The 18,107-nt window shown below is 63.8% G+C and carries 15 protein-coding genes and 1 pseudogene; 10 read left to right on the top strand and 6 right to left on the bottom strand.

Translation table 11 applies throughout. The features are described from left to right. Positions 1-80: 80 nt before the first annotated feature. Positions 81-1,091, top strand: a complete 1,011-nt coding sequence (locus HU770_RS07485; RefSeq protein ID WP_186663419.1) for a DUF4917 family protein — start codon at positions 81-83, stop codon at positions 1,089-1,091. Between the two features lie 353 nt (positions 1,092-1,444). Here the strand turns inward: HU770_RS07485 and HU770_RS07480 are convergent, their stop codons facing one another. Both HU770_RS07480 and HU770_RS07475 read right to left on the bottom strand, forming a co-directional pair. Then, entirely contained in the window at positions 1,445-2,665 is a 1,221-nt protein-coding gene (locus tag HU770_RS07480; protein ID WP_186663418.1) for an SAM-dependent methyltransferase, read from the bottom strand. Positions 2,666-2,764: 99 nt separating this feature from the next. Beyond that, the gene (locus tag HU770_RS07475) at positions 2,765-3,382 is read right to left on the bottom strand and encodes a TPM domain-containing protein (protein WP_186663417.1); all 618 of its coding nucleotides are present in this window, start codon (positions 3,380-3,382) and stop codon (positions 2,765-2,767) included. A gap of 186 nt (positions 3,383-3,568) precedes the next feature. Between HU770_RS07475 and bglX the strand changes: the two genes are divergently transcribed. The 7 genes and pseudogenes from bglX to HU770_RS07440 all read left to right on the top strand — a co-directional run bounded on the left by bglX (position 3,569) and on the right by HU770_RS07440 (position 12,967). Then, positions 3,569-5,860 carry a beta-glucosidase BglX gene (gene bglX / locus HU770_RS07470; protein WP_186663416.1) on the top strand — a complete coding sequence of 764 codons (2,292 nt, stop codon included), beginning with the start codon at positions 3,569-3,571 and terminating at the stop codon, positions 5,858-5,860. 83 nt (positions 5,861-5,943) lie between these two features. Further along, the gene (locus HU770_RS07465) at positions 5,944-7,701 is read left to right on the top strand and encodes an ATP-binding protein (RefSeq protein ID WP_186663415.1); all 1,758 of its coding nucleotides are present in this window, start codon (positions 5,944-5,946) and stop codon (positions 7,699-7,701) included. Next, complete coding sequence (locus HU770_RS07460; protein ID WP_047583609.1) at positions 7,695-9,026, top strand: sigma-54 dependent transcriptional regulator; 1,332 nt, start codon at positions 7,695-7,697, stop codon at positions 9,024-9,026. The genes HU770_RS07465 and HU770_RS07460 overlap by 7 nt, the downstream gene beginning before the upstream one ends. A 270-nt stretch (positions 9,027-9,296) precedes the next feature. Continuing rightward, positions 9,297-10,598, top strand: coding sequence for an MFS transporter (locus HU770_RS07455; protein WP_167334471.1), 1,302 nt, complete (start codon positions 9,297-9,299; stop codon positions 10,596-10,598). Between the two features lie 159 nt (positions 10,599-10,757). Further along, positions 10,758-11,633: pseudogene (locus tag HU770_RS07450) on the top strand (Fic family protein); the annotation flags it as partial. Between the two features lie 277 nt (positions 11,634-11,910). Then, positions 11,911-12,237 carry a hypothetical protein gene (locus tag HU770_RS07445; protein ID WP_047583608.1) on the top strand — a complete coding sequence of 109 codons (327 nt, stop codon included), beginning with the start codon at positions 11,911-11,913 and terminating at the stop codon, positions 12,235-12,237. 118 nt (positions 12,238-12,355) lie between these two features. After that, positions 12,356-12,967, top strand: a complete 612-nt coding sequence (locus HU770_RS07440) for a flavin reductase family protein (RefSeq protein WP_186656548.1) — start codon at positions 12,356-12,358, stop codon at positions 12,965-12,967. Here the strand turns inward: HU770_RS07440 and HU770_RS07435 are convergent, their stop codons facing one another. Together HU770_RS07435 and HU770_RS07430 are read right to left on the bottom strand one after the other, a co-directional pair. Continuing rightward, a complete protein-coding gene (locus HU770_RS07435; RefSeq protein ID WP_186656546.1) occupies positions 12,968-13,234 on the bottom strand; it encodes a hypothetical protein in 267 nt (88 codons plus the stop codon). Positions 13,235-13,256: 22 nt separating this feature from the next. Then, complete coding sequence (locus tag HU770_RS07430; protein WP_033702743.1) at positions 13,257-13,550, bottom strand: antibiotic biosynthesis monooxygenase family protein; 294 nt, start codon at positions 13,548-13,550, stop codon at positions 13,257-13,259. A gap of 200 nt (positions 13,551-13,750) precedes the next feature. On the opposite strand from HU770_RS07430, the gene HU770_RS07425 reads away from it, so the two are divergent. Continuing rightward, a complete protein-coding gene (locus HU770_RS07425; RefSeq protein WP_186656543.1) occupies positions 13,751-14,671 on the top strand; it encodes an AraC family transcriptional regulator in 921 nt (306 codons plus the stop codon). Between the two features lie 50 nt (positions 14,672-14,721). Here HU770_RS07425 and HU770_RS07420 read toward each other — a convergent pair whose 3' ends face one another. Next, complete coding sequence (locus tag HU770_RS07420) at positions 14,722-16,359, bottom strand: 5-guanidino-2-oxopentanoate decarboxylase (RefSeq protein ID WP_033702745.1); 1,638 nt, start codon at positions 16,357-16,359, stop codon at positions 14,722-14,724. Positions 16,360-16,473: 114 nt separating this feature from the next. Here HU770_RS07420 and HU770_RS07415 point away from each other — a divergent pair, with 114 nt between their 5' ends. Next, the gene (locus HU770_RS07415) at positions 16,474-17,358 is read left to right on the top strand and encodes a LysR substrate-binding domain-containing protein (RefSeq protein WP_186656539.1); all 885 of its coding nucleotides are present in this window, start codon (positions 16,474-16,476) and stop codon (positions 17,356-17,358) included. A gap of 128 nt (positions 17,359-17,486) precedes the next feature. Here the strand turns inward: HU770_RS07415 and HU770_RS07410 are convergent, their stop codons facing one another. Continuing rightward, complete coding sequence (locus HU770_RS07410) at positions 17,487-18,101, bottom strand: NAD(P)-dependent oxidoreductase (RefSeq protein ID WP_186663412.1); 615 nt, start codon at positions 18,099-18,101, stop codon at positions 17,487-17,489. Positions 18,102-18,107: the final 6 nt, after the last annotated feature.

Below are 18,107 nucleotides of genomic sequence, written 5' to 3'. Positions count from 1 at the left end.
CATCGCCAGCCTCAATCACCAGGGGCTTGCCTGACATGTTAAAGTCGCCACCGTTTCCCGCGCCGCCCAACGGACCCCGCATGCCCGCACCTGACAATCTCCTCGCCACCTGGCCAGCACTCGACCAACGCCACCCTTGCGACGCCCTGCTGCTGGGCAACGGCGCCAGCCGCGCACTGTGGAAGCCGTTTGGCTATTTCTCGCTGTTCGAGGAAGCGCAACGTGCGGGCCGTAAGAAGGGTTTGGCGATCAGTGACCAGGCCCTGTTCAAGTCGCTTGCCACGGAACTGTTCGAGCCGGTGCTCAGCGCGCTGAACACCACCGTACGGGCCAATGCCGCCCTGGCCATCAACTCCACCGCGCCGCTGAACCGCTATTACTCGATCAAGGAAGCGCTGATCCATGCTGTGCGCACGCTGCACCTGCCCTGGCCGCTGATGCCGGCCACCACGCTGGCCACGCTGAACCAGGCCCTGCGCGGCTATCGCAACATCTACACCAGCAACTACGACCTGATCCTGCCATGGGCCGTGCAGCACGCCCCGCAAGGTTTTGCCGAGCTGTTCGATGAGCAGGGTTTTTTCGACGTACGCCGCACCCGCAGCGAAGGCACCCGCGTACTGCACCTGCATGGCGGCCTGCACCTGCTGAAGCTGCCGGATGGCACTACCCGCCAGCGCAGCGCCGAAAGCGCCGAACTGCTCGATGGCTTTGCCGTGAACATTCCGGGTGAAGTGCCGTTGTTCGTCAACGAAGACCGCAGCGACGAGAAGCTTCGCGCTATTCGTCACTCGGACTACCTGAACTGGTGCCTGGGGCAACTCGCGCAGGAAAGCCAGGGGCTGTGCCTGTTCGGGCAGCATCTGGACAGCAGTGACCAGCACTTGGTCGAGGCTGTTCGCCAAGCTCGCCCCCGCCATTTGTCGATTGCCATCCGGCCGTTGGGGGAGGCTTCGGTGATCAATCAGCAGCAGCACTACATTGATCGGTTCGGGGATCTGCCGGCGACTGCGCTGCACTTTTTCGATGCGAGCACGCATCCGTTGGGGTTGGCGGAACTGGCGATCGAGGTGCCGACTGCTCGCCGTTGAGGCGGGTGTTTGTTCGCCATCACATTTTTAGCGCCTTTGAGACCGAGCGCCGCCCGCGCGGCGCATCGCGACGCAAGGCCGCTCCTACATTTGTTTCGGGCCAGTGAGGCCAGTGGCATTTGCGCGCGACCGCCTTGTTTGTACGACGCGATATTGAGGCGGGCACCAAGGGGCCGCGCGCCAATCCCTCAGGAATAATTGGCCCGAAACAGATGTAGGAGCGGCCTTGCGTCGCGATGCGCCGCGCGGGCGGCGCTCGATCTCATAGGCGCTAAACCTCCCAAGGCATGCCCGGCGGCGCTCGATCTCACAGGCACTGCATCAATCAAGGCATGCGCACAAAACCCCACCCCTCAACCCGCAATCAACCCATCCCCGCGCAACAGTGTCTCCAGGCAATGCTCCTGCACCCCATAAAACGCCTTGAGCTGCACAATCTTCTCCAGCAGCGCCCCGTTATCCGCCGCCTGCCTGCGCTTGACCGCCAGAATCATCTTGTTCTTGTTGGTGTGCTCCAGCGAGATGAACTCGAACACCTTGGTCTCATAACCACAGGCTTCCAGGTACAGCGCGCGCAGGCTGTCGGTGAGCATCTCGGCCTGCTGCCCCAGGTGCAGGCCGTACTGCAGCATCGGCTGCAGCAACCCCGGGCTGTGCAACTGCGGGCGGATCTGTTTGTGACAGCACGGCGAACACATGATGATCGCGGCGTTGCAACGGATGCCGGTGTGGATGGCGTAGTCGGTGGCGATGTCGCAGGCGTGCAAGGCGATCATCACCTCGATCGCTTCGGGCACCACACTGCGCACATCACCGCACTGGAACTCAAGGCCAGGGTGCTCAAGCCGCGCAGCGGCGGCGTTGCACAGGTCGACCATTTCCTGGCGCAGCTCGACACCCGTTACCTGGGCTTCGCGGCCCAGGGTATTGCGCAGGTAGTCGTGCATGGCAAAGGTCAGGTAGCCCTTGCCCGAGCCGAAGTCGGCCACCCGCAGGGCCTGTTCGGCTGGCACCGGCGCGCTGGCCAAGGCGTGCTCGAACACCTCGATGAACTTGTTGATCTGCTTCCACTTGCGCGACATCGACGGGATCAACGCCCCTTGTGCATCGGTCACACCCAGGTCACGCAGGAAGGGCCGCGACAATTCCAGGTAGCGCTTCTTCTCGCGGTCATGGGCACTGCTCGCAGCCGCTTCACGCGGGGCCTGGGCGCCGTGGCGCTGGAGCATGGGCTTGCCCTTCTTGCTGAACGTCAACTGCACTTCGCCGTCGGCATCGAACAGGTGGGCGTTGCGAAAACTCTCAGGCAGCAATTCAGCCACCAGCACTTCGGCCTGCTCCAGCGGCAGGTTGCGGGTGATGTCCCGGGTCTGGTGGCGATACACCAGCGACAGGCAGGGCTGGCCCTTGACCTGCAACGGTTTGGCGATGATCCGCTGCAAGGTCGAGTCGGCACCGACGTGGCGCGCCAGCACCAGTTTGACCAAGGTATTACCGTGCAGGGCGGTGCTCAACAGCGCGAGGAACTGGGCACGCGCATCGGGCGCGGTTGAAGCAGAAGAACTGGCGGACATGAAAAACGGTGCCTCGGGTAGCAGGGGGCGCGTTGCGCAATGCCCCGTATTCTACAGGTGTGGCGGCGAGCTTGCCGCCCCCTCACTCGCCAGCCGCGTTCAGTCCAGAATGACCAGGCGATTAGGCAGCTCGTTGCGCGTATGGGTGGGGGGTACATGCTGGCTGAGTGCCTCGCCACAGGCCTCGATGCATTCGACAAAACCCTGCACAGTTTGGCCCTGGCGGACCTGTTCGGTAAAACGGCCGACGATGGCCGCGCGGGCGCTGGCATCGAGGTAACGCTCGACCCCTTGGTCGACCAGGATCTCCACATGCCGCTCCGCCTCGCTGACGAAAATCAGCACCCCCGTGGCAGCCGTGGTGCGCTGCAGGTTCTGCTCGCGAAACTGCTGACGGGCCAGGCTCGACGCACGCCAGCGGCGCAAGGCACGGGGGATCAACCAGCCCGCCAGGCGCGGGTTGCGCAACAGCAGGCACAAACCGATGAACACCAGCACATTGGCCACTAGCAGGCCACGCATACCGGGCCAGCCAAGCACTAACTGCAGCAGGCCAGGCACGGCCAGGGCCAGCACGGCAGCCCAGAACAGCGGCAGGTAGGCGTAATCGTCGGCACGCCTGGCCAGCACCGTGACCAGTTCGGCATCGGTGCGCCGTTCGGCGCGGGCAATGGCTTCGGCGATCTGGCGTTGATCGTATTCATTGAAAGGGGTCATGCCAGCGGTCTCTCGATCGTTCTTATTGTTGTTGTCCAGGCACGCAGGGCGCCATCGGCAGCCGATATATTCAGGCATAATCCGCCGCTGGCAGCATTGCCCCCGAACTGTACAACAATAGTCGCCTGATAACTTCGGCCGCGCGCGTATCACTGTGGATACGGTAGAGGCCCCACAACGGAATCCATGATGAAACTGTCTTTGCTGGGCCTGGCCATGGGCCTTGCCAGTCAGGCGGCCCTCGCCGCCCAAACCGCCCCGCCCCTGCAAGACAAGCAGGCGTTCATCAATCACCTGATCAGCCAGATGACCGAGGCCGAGAAGATCGGCCAGTTGCGCCTGATCAGCATCGGCCCGGAGATGCCGCACGAGAAGATCCGCGAAGAAATCGCCGCAGGGCGTATCGGCGGTACCTTCAACTCGCGCACCGCGCCCGAGAACCGGCCGATGCAGGACGCGGCCATGCGCAGCCGTCTGAAGATTCCGATGTTCTTCGCCTACGACACCGTGCACGGCGAACGCACCATTTTCCCGATCGGCCTGGGCATGGCCGCCACCTGGGACATGGACGCCATTGCCAAGGTCGGCCGCACCGCAGCCATCGAAGCCGCAGCCGACGCCCTGGACATGACCTTCGCCCCGATGGTCGATATCGCCCGCGACCCGCGCTGGGGCCGCACCAGTGAAGGTTTCGGTGAAGACACCTACCTGACCTCCAGAATCGGCCAGGTGATGGTCCGCTCGTTCCAGGGCAGCAGCCCGGCCAACCCCGACAGCATCATGGCCATCGTCAAGCACTTCGCCCTGTACGGCGCGGTGGAAGGCGGCCGCGACTACAACACGGTGGATATGAGCCTGCCGAAGATGTACAACGACTACCTGCCGCCCTACCGCGCCGCGCTCGACGCAGGTGCTGGCGGAGTGATGGTGGCGCTCAACTCGATCAATGGCGTGCCAGCCACCTCCAATACCTGGTTGATGAACGACCTGCTGCGCAAGGAGTGGGGCTTCAAGGGCGTGACCATCAGCGACCACGGCGCCATCCAGGAGCTGATTCGCCACGGCGTCGCCCGCGACGGCCGAGAAGCCGCCAAGCTTGCGATCAAGGCCGGCATCGACATGAGCATGAACGACACCCTGTACGGCGAAGAGCTGCCAGGACTGCTGAAGGCCGGCGAAGTGACCCAGGGCGAGCTGGACCAGGCGGTGCGCGAAGTGCTGGGCGCCAAGTACGACATGGGCCTGTTCAAAGACCCGTACGTGCGAATCGGCAAGGCCGAAACCGACCTCAAGGACTACTACGGCAACGACCGCCTGCACCGCGACGCCGCGCGTGACGTGGCCCGCCGCAGCCTGGTCCTGCTGGAAAACCGCAACCAGACCCTGCCCCTGAAGAAGGCCGGCACCATCGCCCTCGTCGGCCCGCTGGCCGATGCACCGATCGACATGATGGGCAGCTGGGCCGCCGACGGCAAACCGGTGCATTCGGTGACCGTGCGCGAAGGCCTGCGCCGCGCCGTGGATGGCAAGGCCAAGCTGGTCTACGCCAAAGGCTCCAACATCACCGGCGACAAGGCGATCTTCGACTACCTGAACTTCCTCAACTTCGATGCCCCGGAAATCGTCGATGACCTGCGCCCAGCCGCCGTGCTGATCGATGAAGCGGTCAAGGCCGCCCAGCAGGCCGACGTGGTAGTGGCAGTGGTCGGCGAGTCGCGCGGCATGTCCCACGAGTCGTCGAGCCGCACCACCCTGGAGATCCCGGCCAGCCAGCGCGAGCTGATCAAGGCCCTGAAAGCCACCGGCAAACCGCTGGTACTGGTGCTGATGAATGGCCGGCCGCTGTCGATCGCCTGGGAGCGTGAGCAGGCCGACGCCCTGCTCGAAACCTGGTTCAGCGGCACCGAGGGCGGCAATGCCATCGCCGACGTGCTGTTCGGCGATTACAACCCGTCGGGCAAACTGGCCATCACCTTCCCGCGTTCGGTCGGGCAGATTCCGATGTACTACAACCACACACGCATTGGCCGGCCGTTCACCCCCGGCAAGCCTGGCAACTACACCTCGCAGTACTTCGAAGAGCCCAACGGCCCGTTGTATCCGTTTGGTTATGGTTTGAGCTACAGCAGCTTCGAACTGTCGGGCCTGACCCTGTCGGCCAAGGACCTCAAGCGTGGCGATACGCTGGAGGCCAAGGTCACGGTGAAGAACACCGGCAAACGCGACGGCGAAACCGTGGTGCAGCTGTATCTGCAGGACGTTTCGGCGTCCATGAGCCGCCCGGTCAAGGAGCTGAAGAACTTCCAGAAACTGCCGCTCAAGGCCGGCGAGTCACGGACATTGACCTTCCGCATCAGCGAAGAAGACCTGAAGTTCTACAATAGCCAACTGCAGCGGGTTGCCGAACCTGGCGAGTTCAACGTTCAGGTAGGGTTGGATTCCGAGTCGGTGCAACAGCAACGTTTCGAGTTGCTGTGACACGCCTGTGAACAGTACCGGCCCTTCGCGGGTTTACCCGCGAACAGGCCGGCCCTGCTATCCCTTTCATGCGGATCTGCCCCATGGCTTTTTCCTTTCGCGCCCTGCGTCTGGGGCTGATCATCCTGTTCATCCTGCTCGGCACTGCCCTCAGCGCGGGCTGGGCCATGCACCAGGCCAAGCGCCAGGCCATGGAGGACGACGCCCAGCGCGCCAGCCAGCAGCTCGGCCTCTATGCCAACGCACTGCACACCCTGATCGAACGCTACCGCGCCCTGCCTGCGGTGCTGGCGCTCGACCCGGAGCTGATCGAAGCTTTGCGCGGCCCGGTCAGCGAGCCGGTACAGGACGCCCTGAACCGTAAGCTCGAACGCATCAACGGTGCCGCCAACTCGTCCACCCTCGAACTGCTCGACCACACCGGGTTGGCCATCGCGGCCAGCAACTGGCGACTGCCGAGCAGCTACGTCGGCTCCAACTACGGCTTTCGCCCCTACTTCAAGCAGACCCGCAGCCAGGGCAGCGGGCGGTTCTACGCCGTCGGTGTGACCAGCGGCGTGCCGGGCTATTTCCTCGCCAGCGCGGTAACCGACGAGCATGGCCGCTTCCTCGGTGCCATGGTGGTCAAGCTCGAGTTCCCCGAGCTGGAACGCGAATGGCGCCAAGGCAGCGATATTCTGTTGGTCAGTGATGCCCGCGGTATCACCTTCATTGCCAACCAGGACGGTTGGCGCTACCGCGAGCTGCAGCCGCTCAGCGGCGCTGACCGTGCCGAACTGGCCGAGACTCGGCAATACGACAAACAGCCTCTGGTGCCTTTGCAGCACCAGGTGCTGACCCAGTTTGCCGACAACAGCCACCTGAGCCGCGTGCATGGCCCGCAGGGGGTCGCCGAATACCTGTGGGAAAGCCTGCCGTTGCACGGTGAGGACTGGACCTTGCACCTGTTGCGCAAACCGCAGGTCGCCGCCGACGGCCGCAATGCCGCCCTGGGGGCCGCCGCCGTGTGGCTGAGCCTGGTCTTCGCGGCGCTGTTCGTCAGCCAGCGGCTGCGCCTGGCACGCTTGCGCCAGCGCAGCCGCGAAGCCCTCAAACGCCAGGTCGAGGAGCGCACCCGTGAGCTGCGCACCGCACAGGAAGGCCTGGTGCAATCGGCCAAGCTGGCTGCACTGGGGCAGATGTCAGCCGCCATGGCCCACGAGATCAATCAGCCCCTGACCACCCAACGCATGCAACTGGAGACCCTGCGCCTGCTGCTCGACCATGGCCGCTACGACGAGGCCCGCCAAGCCCTGGAGCCGCTGGAGCAGATGCTCACGCGCATGGCCGCGCTCACCAGCCACCTGAAAACCTTTGCCCGCAACAGCCCGGTCGGGCTGCGCGAGCGGCTGGACCTGGCCTCTGTGGTCGACCAAGCACTGCACCTGCTGGACACGCGCATCCGCACCGAAGGCGTCGAGGTAGCGCTGTACCTGGCGCGCCCCGCCTGGGTCCGCGGTGATGCGATCCGCCTGGAGCAAGTGCTGATCAACCTGCTGCGCAACGCCCTCGACGCCATGGCCGACAAACGCTACAAGCGCCTGGAGGTCCGCATCGAGCGGGATAACGACCAGTGGCGCCTGAGCGTGCTCGATTCTGGGGGCGGTATAGGTGATGAGCACTTGGCCAAGGTCTTCGACCCGTTTTTCACCACCAAGCCGGTGGGTGAAGGGCTAGGCCTGGGCCTGGCCATTTCCTATGGCATCGTGCATGAGGCGGGCGGCCAATTGCAGGCCGACAACCTGCCTGGCGGCGCACGCCTGAGCCTTACCCTGCCCCGCGACCTGGAGCCTGTATGTTGAATTCAGTGATCGTTGTCGACGATGAAGCCAGTATCCGTACCGCCGTCGAGCAATGGCTGAGCCTGTCCGGCTTCAGCGTGCAACTGTTCGCCCACGCCGAAGCGTGCCTGGCGCAACTGCCAGAGCACTTTGCCGGGGTGATCATCAGCGATGTGCGCATGCCGGGCATCGATGGCCTGCAGTTGCTCGAACGCCTGCAAACGGCTGACCCCGACCTGCCGGTGATCCTGCTGACCGGCCACGGTGACGTACCGATGGCGGTGGAGGCCATGCGCAACGGTGCCTACGACTTCCTCGAAAAGCCCTTCACCCCGCAACACCTGCTGGGCAGCCTGCGCCGAGCCCTGGAAAAGCGCCAGCTGGTGCTGGAAAACCGCCGGCTGCACGAACAGGCAGACTTCAAGTCGCGCCTCGAAGGCACCCTGCTGGGCATGTCCCAAGGCCTGCAGCAACTGCGTCGGCAGGTACTGGACCTGGCCGGCTTGCCGGTCAATGTGCTGATCCGCGGCGAAACGGGCAGTGGCAAGGAGCGCGTGGCCCGCTGCCTGCACGATTTCGGCCCGCGGGCGGCTAAGCCCTTCGTTGCCCTCAACTGCGCGGCAATCCCCGAATCGCTGTTCGAGGCCGAGCTGTTCGGCCATGAGAGCGGTGCCTTCACTGGCGCCCAGGGCAAACGGATCGGCAAGTTGGAATATGCCAATGGTGGCACGGTGTTCCTCGATGAGATCGAGAGCATGCCCCTGGCCCAGCAGGCAAAACTGTTGCGCGTGATCCAGGAACAGAAGCTCGAACGGCTGGGCGCGAACCAGAGCATCAGCGTCGACTTGCGCATCATCGCCGCGACCAAACCCGACCTGCTGGAAGAAGCCCGTGCCGGGCGCTTTCGTGAAGACCTCGCCTACCGCCTGAACGTCGCCGAGCTGCGGCTGGCGCCGTTGCGTGAGCGGCGTGAAGACATCCCGTTGCTGTTCGAGCACTTTGCCCGTGCTGCCGCTGAGAAGCTGGGCCGAACAGCGCCGGTGCTCAGCGCCAGCCAGCTGGCGCAGCTGCTGTGCCATGACTGGCCGGGCAATGTGCGCGAGTTGGCCAACGCGGCAGAGCGGCACGCGCTGGGGCTGGGTTCGCCGAACAGTGAAGTGGTGCCGGCCGGGCAGTCGCTGGGCGAGCAGATGGAAGCGTTCGAAGCGCAGTGTTTGCGGGCGGCGTTGCGCCAGAGCAAGGGCGAGATCAAGGGGGTGATGGAGGCTTTGCAACTGCCGCGGCGGACGTTGAACGAGAAGATGCAGCGGCATGGGCTCGTGCGTGAGGATTATATCGAGCGGTAGGCGGTTTTCCGCTTATCTGATGTGCGGGGTAAGCGGATATTTGCTTATGGCGGCTCGTTTGGGGCTGCGCTGCAGCCCTTCGCGACGCAAGGCCGCTCCTGCACGGGCGCCTTGCCAGGCCTTGGTAAGCGGGCTGGGTGCCATGCGTGCCCGCAAATGAATCACTTCGCACCCGTTTGGCACACCTTCTGCAATCACCGTGGCAAGCAGCGCTCCGGCGCGCTCCACAAAAACAACGAGAAGGTATCCCTGATGGATAACGCCACCTCCCTGCCCACCGGGGCGGCCATTGCGCCGACCGCAGAAAAAACCACCGCCAGCCGCCTGAAGTCGATCTTCAGCGGGTCCATCGGCAACATGGTCGAATGGTACGACTGGTACGTCTACGCCGCATTCTCGCTGTACTTCGCCAAAGCGTTCTTCCCTGCCGGCGACACCACTGCACAACTGCTCAACACCGCCGCGATCTTCGCCGTGGGCTTCCTCATGCGCCCGATCGGTGGCTGGCTGATGGGCCTGTACGCCGACCGCAAAGGCCGCAAGGCCGCACTGATGGCCTCGGTGCTGCTGATGTGCGCAGGCTCCCTGGTCATTGCCCTGACCCCTGGCTATGAAACCATCGGCGTCGCCGCCCCAATTCTGCTGGTGCTTGCGCGCTTGCTGCAGGGCCTGTCGGTGGGCGGTGAGTACGGCACCTCGGCCACCTACCTCAGCGAGATGGCCAGCAAGGAACGCCGTGGCTTCTTCTCCAGCTTCCAGTACGTGACCCTGATCTCTGGCCAGCTCATCGCCCTGGCGGTGCTGATCATCCTGCAGCAGACGCTGACTACCGAGCAGCTGTATGCTTGGGGCTGGCGTGTGCCCTTCGTGATCGGCGCGCTGTGCGCGGTGGTTGCGCTGTACCTGCGTCGCGGCATGGAAGAGACCACCTCCTTCACCAAGAAGGAGAAGGCCAAGGAAAGCCTGATGCGCACCCTGATGCGTCATCCCAAAGAGCTGATGACCGTGGTCGGCCTGACCATGGGCGGCACCCTGGCCTTCTACACCTACACCACCTACATGCAGAAGTACCTGGTCAACACGGTGGGCATGAGCATCACCGACTCGACCACCATCTCGGCCGCCACGCTGTTCCTGTTCATGTGCCTGCAACCGCTGGTCGGCGGCTTGTCCGACAAGATCGGCCGACGCCCGATCCTGATCGCCTTCGGTGTGCTCGGCACCCTGTTCACCGTGCCGATCCTCAGCACCCTGCACACCGTGCAAAGCTGGTGGGGCGCGTTCTTCCTGATCATGGCTGCGCTGATCATCGTCAGCGGCTACACCTCGATCAACGCAGTGGTCAAAGCCGAGTTGTTCCCAACCGAAATCCGCGCCCTGGGCGTTGGCCTGCCATACGCCCTGACCGTATCGATCTTCGGTGGCACCGCCGAATACGTGGCCCTGTGGTTCAAGAGCAACGGCATGGAAACCGGCTTCTACTGGTACGTCACCGGCTGCATCGCCTGCTCGCTGCTGGTGTATGCCACCATGAAAGACACCAAGCAGCATTCGCGGATCACCACTGACTGATTCAGGTCCGCGGGTCTTGAACAGGGGCGCTCCTTCATGGGGGCGCCCCTTTTTTGCGGTGGGTCACCGTACGTGAGCCGAATAGCGCTATTATTCGGCTCACATAATGAGCCGAATAGACAGCTCATTCGGCTCACGGGTGGAGTGAAACGATCACATGAACAAGGCCCGACCACTGTCCGCAGCGAAGGGCTCGCGCAACTGATGCTGGATGCGACGCAAGGGTACGACCAGCCGCTGACCTTGCAGCGTCTGTTCACCTGGCATCACTGGTTGTTCCCTGCGGTGGAAGAAAGCCTGAGCAAAGCGATACGGGTGGGCCAGCTGCGTGCCGAGGCACCGATGCAGGTGATTTCAGGACGCCTCGACAAGCCCACGGTACATTTCCAGGCACCGCCCTGTGACAGCCTGGAAGGACAGGTCGATGCTTTTCTCGACTGGTTTGCCAGCAGCCGCCAAGCAACCAACCTGGACCCGCTGTTACGTGCAGGCATCGCGCATTTCTGGTTCGTCACGCTGCACCCTTTCGACGATGGCAATGGCCGCCTGACCCGGGCCATCACCGACTTGGCGCTGGCTCAGGCAGAGCGGCAGGCGATTCGTTTCTATGCCATGTCTGCAAGCATCCTCGAAGACCGGAATGGCTATTACCAGATATTGGAGAGCAGTCAGAAAGGCGACCTTGATATCACCCGCTGGCTGACCTGGTTTCTCGAAACCCTGCTACGCAGTCTCGAACAGGCTTTGCTGAATATCGACCGGATACTCAGCAAAGCCAGGTTCTGGCAAACACACCGCGCGGACGGCCTGTTGCCCGAACAGGTCAAGGTACTTAACAGGCTGCTCGACGGAGGCCCACGCGGCTTCGAAGACGGTATCAATGCCGCGCAGTACCAGGCCGTGGCGAAAGTCTCCAAGGCCACCGCAACCCGTCACCTCACCGACCTGCTCGACAAGGCTTGCCTGACCCGCCTGCCAGGTGGAGGGCGCAGCACACGTTATCGCATCAATACTCAGGACATCCCAAGCGCCTGACGGGGTTCACGCCGCTGGTAATAGGTGGCCATAAAGACTGATTTTCGATCTTAACGCCCCATTAATTTCACGCCGTCATTCTGCAAGGGCTGACGAAGCGATGATCCGCGCCCTGACAATACACCTCAGGTCCACTGCCTGATTCACCGTCAGCACGGGCTAACCAATCGATAAAAACGATATTTAGACGCTATTTTTTGCGCTTTTTAATCAATTTTATCAGCGTAGGATTAAACCCATAGAAACAACAACCCCTCGCCACCCTGGAGCAACGACCATGAAAAACAAACTGATCCTCACCCTGGCCCTTTCGGTTTTCGCTGCTGGCGCCTTCGCCGAAGACGGCTTCGATCGTACCAATGCCCATACCTTCGCAGCGGTGCAAACCCAAGCCGCCACTTACGCCGAAGACGGTTTTGACCGCACCGGCGGCCAACGCTTCACCGAAGACGGCTTCGACCGCACCGGCGGCCAACGCTTCGCCGAGGACGGCTACGACCGCACTGGCGCCCAACGCTTCGCTGAAGATGGTTTCGACCGCACCGGCGGCCAACGCTTCGCCGAAGACGGCTTCGACCGCACCAACGCTCACCGCATCAGCTGATCGCTGATGCGCGCACCCAGCCCGGCTTCGGCCGGGCTTGATCATTTTCAGGCGGGCACAGGCTTGGCACACTAGAGGCCTTCGTCCCCAAGAGGTAGGGCAAGCAAGCCCAGCACCGATGTATTACTACGAACCTGCCAAAGGCCACGGCCTGCCCCACGACCCCTTCAACGCCATCGTCGGCCCCCGCCCCATTGGCTGGATCTCGTCCCACGACCGCGAAGGCCGCCTGAACCTGGCGCCCTACAGTTTTTTCAACGCCTTCAACTACATCCCGCCGATCATCGGTTTCTGCAGTGTCGGGCGCAAAGACAGCCTGAACAACATCGAGCAGACCGGCGAGTTTGTCTGGAACCTGGCGACCCGGCCTTTGGCCGAGGCGATGAACCAGAGCTGTGCGGCGGTAGCGGCAGACATCGATGAGTTCGCGTTGAGCGGCCTGACGCCAGCACCGTCGCGTGTGGTGCAGGTGCCCCGCGTAAGCGAAACGCCGGTGGCGTTCGAGTGCAAGGTCAGCCAGATCGTCCAGCTGCAGCGGGCGGACCAGGCGCTGGTGCCCAGCTGGCTGATCCTGGGTGAAGTGGTGGCGGTGCACATTGCCGAGCACCTGCTCAAGGACGGCATCTACGATACCGCTGCCGCCGAGCCGATCCTGCGTGGTGGCGGCCCGGCGGATTACTTCGAACTGGGCAACCTGTTCAAGATGGCCAGGCCGCAGGCGGGCAACTGATCACCAGATCAGCTCGCCCTCATCACTGACGCCCTGCAGGCGTTCGAGTTCGGCGCAGGCGGCCTCGTCGGCCGCCATGGCGCCCTTGAACACCTGGCCGTCCAGTACCTTGTGAAAGCGCGGGGCGCCGCCCAGGCCCAGCGCTTTCACCGCAATGGCCGCGTTGTAGCCACCCCCTTCCACCGGGACCATCGCCGAAACCGCTTCGAACTGCGGGAATTCTCTACGTGCCATGCTGCGCTCCGCGCCATTGATCGAGGGCGGCATTCTAACCTGCACACACCTGCGATCAATCGAAGGTATGCAAATCCAGGCTGCTGACCACCTGAGCCTGCACCAGCTCACCGAACACCTCCAGGGTCGGTGACGCGAAGTAGCCGCTCATCGCCTGCTGGTCGCGCCAGCTGCCGCTGAGCAACCAAAGGTCGGCGTCGGCCTGCGAGCGCTGGACCGTGAAGCTAAGGCAACCCGGTGTACGCAAAGAAGGCTCGAGCAGATCGCGCAGGCGCGCGCCCAGCTCTGCCGAACGTCCGCTGCTGGCACGAATGAAAGCCAAGTGGGTGACCGGTTGTCGTTGGGTCATTGCACGATCTCCTTGAAGCAGGCGGACGAAAAACCAGGCTGCCAAGGTTAGAGGCTGGCGCGCGCGACGCGTTAGGCTATTACTGCACGGCGATTGCCTGATCCTGCAGCACGGCAGGATCAGGCAATCGCCGTGCAGCTTTCGACTAGCGCCCGCCATTGCCCAAACCTATGCTGCGTCAGTCAGTAGAGGAAGCCATCATGACCACCGCCACGCCCATCGAGCCGTCCCTGGAAGTGCAACGCCAGGAGCTGGCCGAGCTGATCCGCCGCCATGCCGGCGAGCCCCAAGGCACGGTGTCGGCCATCGACGACCTGTATCTGGTGCGCTACACGGAAAACATCCGCGCCATGCCTACCTTGGCGTTGCCGGCGTTGTGCATCCTGGCACAGGGCAGCAAAAGCCTGTTCCTCGGTGACGAGCAGTACGCCTATGACCCGCTGCACTACATGGTGGTGTCGGTGACCTTGCCGATCAGCGCAGCCAAACTCGATGCCAGCCCCGAAAACCCCAGCCTGGGCTTGCGACTGGACCTGGACCCGGCCGAAATCAGCCAGCTGATCGCCGAAAGTGGGCCGATGTTGGTGCCCAACCTGCCGTCCGGCCGAGGGCTGTATGTGGAGAGGACCGACGCACAGTTGCTCGACGCGCTGCTGCGGCTGATCCGCCTGCTGGATACGCCCCGGGACATTGCCATGCTGGCGCCGCTGTTCCGCCGCGAAATTCTCTACCGCCTGCTGCGTGGCCCGCAGGGCTATCGGCTGTATGAGATCGCCTTGGCCAACAGCCAGACCCACCGAGTCTGCCAGGCCATTACCTGGCTCAACCAGAACTTCCAGCAGCCGTTGCGCATCGAGGACCTGGCCCGGGAGGTCAACCTCAGCACCTCGACCTTGCACCATCGGTTCAAGGCCGTGACGTCCATGAGCCCACTGCAGTACCAGAAGCAGTTGCGCCTGCAAGAGGCACGGCGGTTGATGCTCAATGACGGGCTTGAAGCCGCAGTGGCGGGCTATCGGGTCGGGTATGAAAGCCCGTCGCAGTTCAGCCGCGAATACAGCAGGCTGTACGGCGCGCCGCCGATTCGCGATGTGGCGCGGCTGCGGGCCCCGGCCGGGTAAGTTGTGCACGGCCTGTACCGGCAAAGGGGTCGGTACAGGCCGGCAGCTTTTTACGCGACCACCGCCGCCTGCCACTGATTCTGGTCAACCTGAATCAAGGTCGGCCCCTTGCGCTCCACCGCACGCCCCAACGCCGCCTGCAACTGCGCGACATCAACCACATGCTCCGCTTCGGCGCCCAAGGCCCGTGCTACGCCGATGAAGTCTGGGGTATGGATATCCACGCCGACCGGTTCGATGTCGCGATTGACCATGTACTTCTTGATTTCCTCGTACCCTTGGTTGTTCCACAACAGCACGATCAGCGGTACCTGGGCCTCCACCGCACTGGCCAGCTCCGGCAGGGTGAACTGCAAGCCACCATCGCCGATCAGGCAAACCGACGGCGCACGCTCGGCGATTTGCGCGGCGCTCCCCAGCCAGGCGCCCATCGCCGCTGGCAATGCATAGCCCAGTGTGCCGTAACCGGTCGAGGCATTGAACCAACGGCGCGGCTGGTCCATGTCCAGCGTGAGGTTGCCGGAGTACACCGGCTGGGTCGAATCGCCGACCAGAATGGCGTTGGGCAGGCGCTCTAGGATACTGCTCAGCAGGCGGGTCTGGCTCAGGGTCGGCTGGTCCCAGCCGCTCGCCAGGGCCTGGCGCAGCTGCTGCACGCGCGGCTGCCCCCAGCCACCGTCACGCGCTGGCAGCGGCTGCCCCTGCAAGGCCGCGCACAGCGCCTCGGCGGCCAGTTCGGCATCGGCGACCAACGCCAGCTCGGGCAGGTAGTTGCGCACTGTCTGGTCCGGGTCGATGTCGATCCGCAGCAGACTGCCCGGGATCTCGAAGCCGCCCTTGAAGGTCACGTCATAGTCGGTTTCGGCAAGTTCGGTACCGATGGCCAGCACCACGTCCGCCTCGGCCACCAGCGCCCGCGTGGCCGGCAGCGACTGGGTGGAGCCGATTTGCAACGGGTGATCGGATGCCAGCAACCCCTTGGCATTGATGGTCAATGCTACCGGTGCCTGCAGCAGCTCTGCCAGGCGGGCCAAGGGGGCGCCAGCGCTCAACGCACCACCACCCGCCAGAATCAGCGGGCGCTTGGCCTTGGCCAGGCGCTCGGCCATCAAAGCGACGGCCTGGGGGGCGGCACCTGCGCGGCTGCTGCGCACCGGGCGGCCTGGCAGCAAGTGATCGGCTGGCTCGACCAGCACGTCCAGTGGGATCTCGATATGCACAGGGCGCGGGCGGGCGCCCTCGAACACGGCAAAGGCGCGGGCCAGTACCTGTGGCAGGTCGTTGGCGCTCATCAGGGTCTGCGAGAAGGCTGCCACGCCCGACACCAATGCAGCCTGGTTCGGCAACTCGTGCAGCTTGCCGCGGCCGCCGCCCAGTTGATCGCGCGATTGCACGCTGGAAATCACCAGCATCGGGATCGAATCGGCATAGGCCTGGCCCATGGCGGTGGTGATGTTGGTCATCCCAGGGCCGGTGATGATGAAGCACACCCCTGGTTTGCCCCGGGTCCGGGCATATCCGTCGGCCATGAACCCGGCGCCTTGCTCGTGGCGCGGGGTGATATGACGAATGGAAGAAGCCGCCAGGCCGCGATAGAGCTCGACGGTATGCACGCCTGGAATGCCGAAGACATGGTCCACACCATAGCCTTCAAGGAGTTTGACCAGTACTTCGCCGCAGGTTGCCATGTGTTTTTACCTTGAGTCTTGTTGGAATCTGCCCGTATTGGACCCAAGCCAACGCTATCGCCACAATGCAAAAAAACACATACTAGCCATGTCTCCAAGTCATGGCTTAATGCAATGAAACGGCTACCGCCCCTGCCCGCCCTGTACACCTTCCTGGTCACAGCCCAGCACTGCAACTTCACCCGTGCGGGGCAGCAGTTGCACATCACCCAAGGCGCCGTCAGCCGGCAGATCGGCGCACTGGAGGCGCACCTCGGTTACGCCCTGTTCCAGCGCCAGGCCCGCGGCCTGAGCCTGACGCGTGAAGGCCAGGACTGGTTGCCGCGGGTGCAGCAGGTGTTTGCGCTAGTCGAACAAGGCGTGCGTGAAGTGGGTGGGCATCGCGCCACCTTGCAGCTCAAAGCGCCGACCTGCGTCATGCGTTGGCTGCTGCCACGCCTGATGGAATGGCAGGCGCTGCGCCCCGACGTACCGGTAGAACTGACCACCACGGTGCAGCATGGCGTGGACTTCCGCCGCGAAGGCTTCGATGCGGCGGTGGTGTACGGCAGCCTGCCGAACCATGGCCTGCAGGTTCGCAAATTGTTCGACGAGCAGCTGACACCTGTCTGCGCGCCTTCACTGCTGGAAGGCGCCTTGCCGCTGGCGCAGATCGACGACCTGATGCGCCACATGCTCCTGCACCCCTCGCGTGACGAGCACGACTGGCGGCTATGGCTGCAGGCAGCTGGCGCGACGTTTGCTGCTCAAGGGCCGAAACAGCACTTCGAGACCTTGGACATGGCAATGGCCATGGCATCGCAGGGCACCGGGGTGGCCATTGGCGATTGGTCGCTGATCGGCGATGACCTGCACGGCGGACGGCTGTGCATGCCTTTTGGCTTGAAGGTGACGACTGGCAAAGGCTATTACCTGGTCAGCCAGGCCAAGCACCTGCCCGCCGGCCTGGTCGAGCTGATGGACTGGCTGCAGGCGCGCGCCAACCGCGAGCCCTTGTAGGAGCGGCCTTGCGTCGCGAAAGGGTCGCGGAGCGGCCCCCTACGTTCTTGCTGGCACCCGAAAACCCGGGGCCGCTCCGCGACCCTTTCGCGACGCAAGGCCGCTCCTACACGAGGCCGTGCTGCGGCTCAGTACCCGACGGTAAACCGCGCCCGCGAATGCGCCGGCTTTTCCAGCTCATCGAGCATGGCAATCGCATAGTCGGCAAAGGTGATCCAGCTCTTGCCGTCGGCACCGATCAGGAGATGATCCTTGCCCAGCGTGTAGTGCCCGCTCCGCTCGCCCTCGACAAACTCCGCCGAAGGCGACAGGAACGTCCAGTCCAGATTCTGCTCCTGGCGCAGCACCTCGAGAAAGCGCACGCCGGCACTCGCCTCGGCTTTGTAGGCCTCGGGGAAGTCCGGGCTGTCGATCACCCTGTGCCCGGAAGGCAGCAGCAGGCTGCCGGCCCCGCCCACCACCAGCAGGCGCCTGACCCCAGCGCGCTTGACCGGCTCGATGATCGCGTGCGCGTCGAGAGTTGCAAAGTGCGCAGCGCTCAACACCGCGTCCACACCGGCGACAGCCGCTTGTAGCGCCACACTGTCCTTGACGTCCAGCGCCTTGACCGTCACCCCATCACGCCCCTGCAGCCGCGACGGGTCGCGGGCAATGGCCACGACACTGTGGCCACGGCGCAGGGCCTCTTCCAGCAACTGGCTGCCGGCTCGGCCGGTGGCACCAATGATTGCGATCTTGCTCATGGGAAA

It is taken from the genome of Pseudomonas sp. SWRI68, assembly GCF_014269165.1.
GTDB classification, from domain to species: Bacteria; Pseudomonadota; Gammaproteobacteria; order Pseudomonadales; family Pseudomonadaceae; genus Aquipseudomonas; species Aquipseudomonas capeferrum.
Note: the sequence above shows the minus strand (reverse complement) of the source record. Positions and strands in the feature narration are given on the sequence as shown.

Excerpts from the sequence above, each read along its gene's own strand:
- HU770_RS07420 (WP_033702745.1), bottom strand. The coding sequence starts at position 16,359 with ATGGCAACCTGCGGCGAAGTACTGGTCAAACTCCTTGAAGGCTATGGT.
- HU770_RS07480 (WP_186663418.1), bottom strand. The coding sequence starts at position 2,665 with ATGTCCGCCAGTTCTTCTGCTTCAACCGCGCCCGATGCGCGTGCCCAG.
- HU770_RS07415 (WP_186656539.1), top strand. The coding sequence starts at position 16,474 with ATGAAACGGCTACCGCCCCTGCCCGCCCTGTACACCTTCCTGGTCACA.
- HU770_RS07465 (WP_186663415.1), top strand. The coding sequence starts at position 5,944 with ATGGCTTTTTCCTTTCGCGCCCTGCGTCTGGGGCTGATCATCCTGTTC.
- HU770_RS07440 (WP_186656548.1), top strand. The coding sequence starts at position 12,356 with ATGTATTACTACGAACCTGCCAAAGGCCACGGCCTGCCCCACGACCCC.
- bglX (WP_186663416.1), top strand. The coding sequence starts at position 3,569 with ATGATGAAACTGTCTTTGCTGGGCCTGGCCATGGGCCTTGCCAGTCAG.
- HU770_RS07475 (WP_186663417.1), bottom strand. The coding sequence starts at position 3,382 with ATGACCCCTTTCAATGAATACGATCAACGCCAGATCGCCGAAGCCATT.
- HU770_RS07410 (WP_186663412.1), bottom strand. The coding sequence starts at position 18,101 with ATGAGCAAGATCGCAATCATTGGTGCCACCGGCCGAGCCGGCAGCCAG.
- HU770_RS07430 (WP_033702743.1), bottom strand. The coding sequence starts at position 13,550 with ATGACCCAACGACAACCGGTCACCCACTTGGCTTTCATTCGTGCCAGC.
- HU770_RS07435 (WP_186656546.1), bottom strand. The coding sequence starts at position 13,234 with ATGCCGCCCTCGATCAATGGCGCGGAGCGCAGCATGGCACGTAGAGAA.
- HU770_RS07425 (WP_186656543.1), top strand. The coding sequence starts at position 13,751 with ATGACCACCGCCACGCCCATCGAGCCGTCCCTGGAAGTGCAACGCCAG.
- HU770_RS07445 (WP_047583608.1), top strand. The coding sequence starts at position 11,911 with ATGAAAAACAAACTGATCCTCACCCTGGCCCTTTCGGTTTTCGCTGCT.
- HU770_RS07485 (WP_186663419.1), top strand. The coding sequence starts at position 81 with ATGCCCGCACCTGACAATCTCCTCGCCACCTGGCCAGCACTCGACCAA.
- HU770_RS07460 (WP_047583609.1), top strand. The coding sequence starts at position 7,695 with ATGTTGAATTCAGTGATCGTTGTCGACGATGAAGCCAGTATCCGTACC.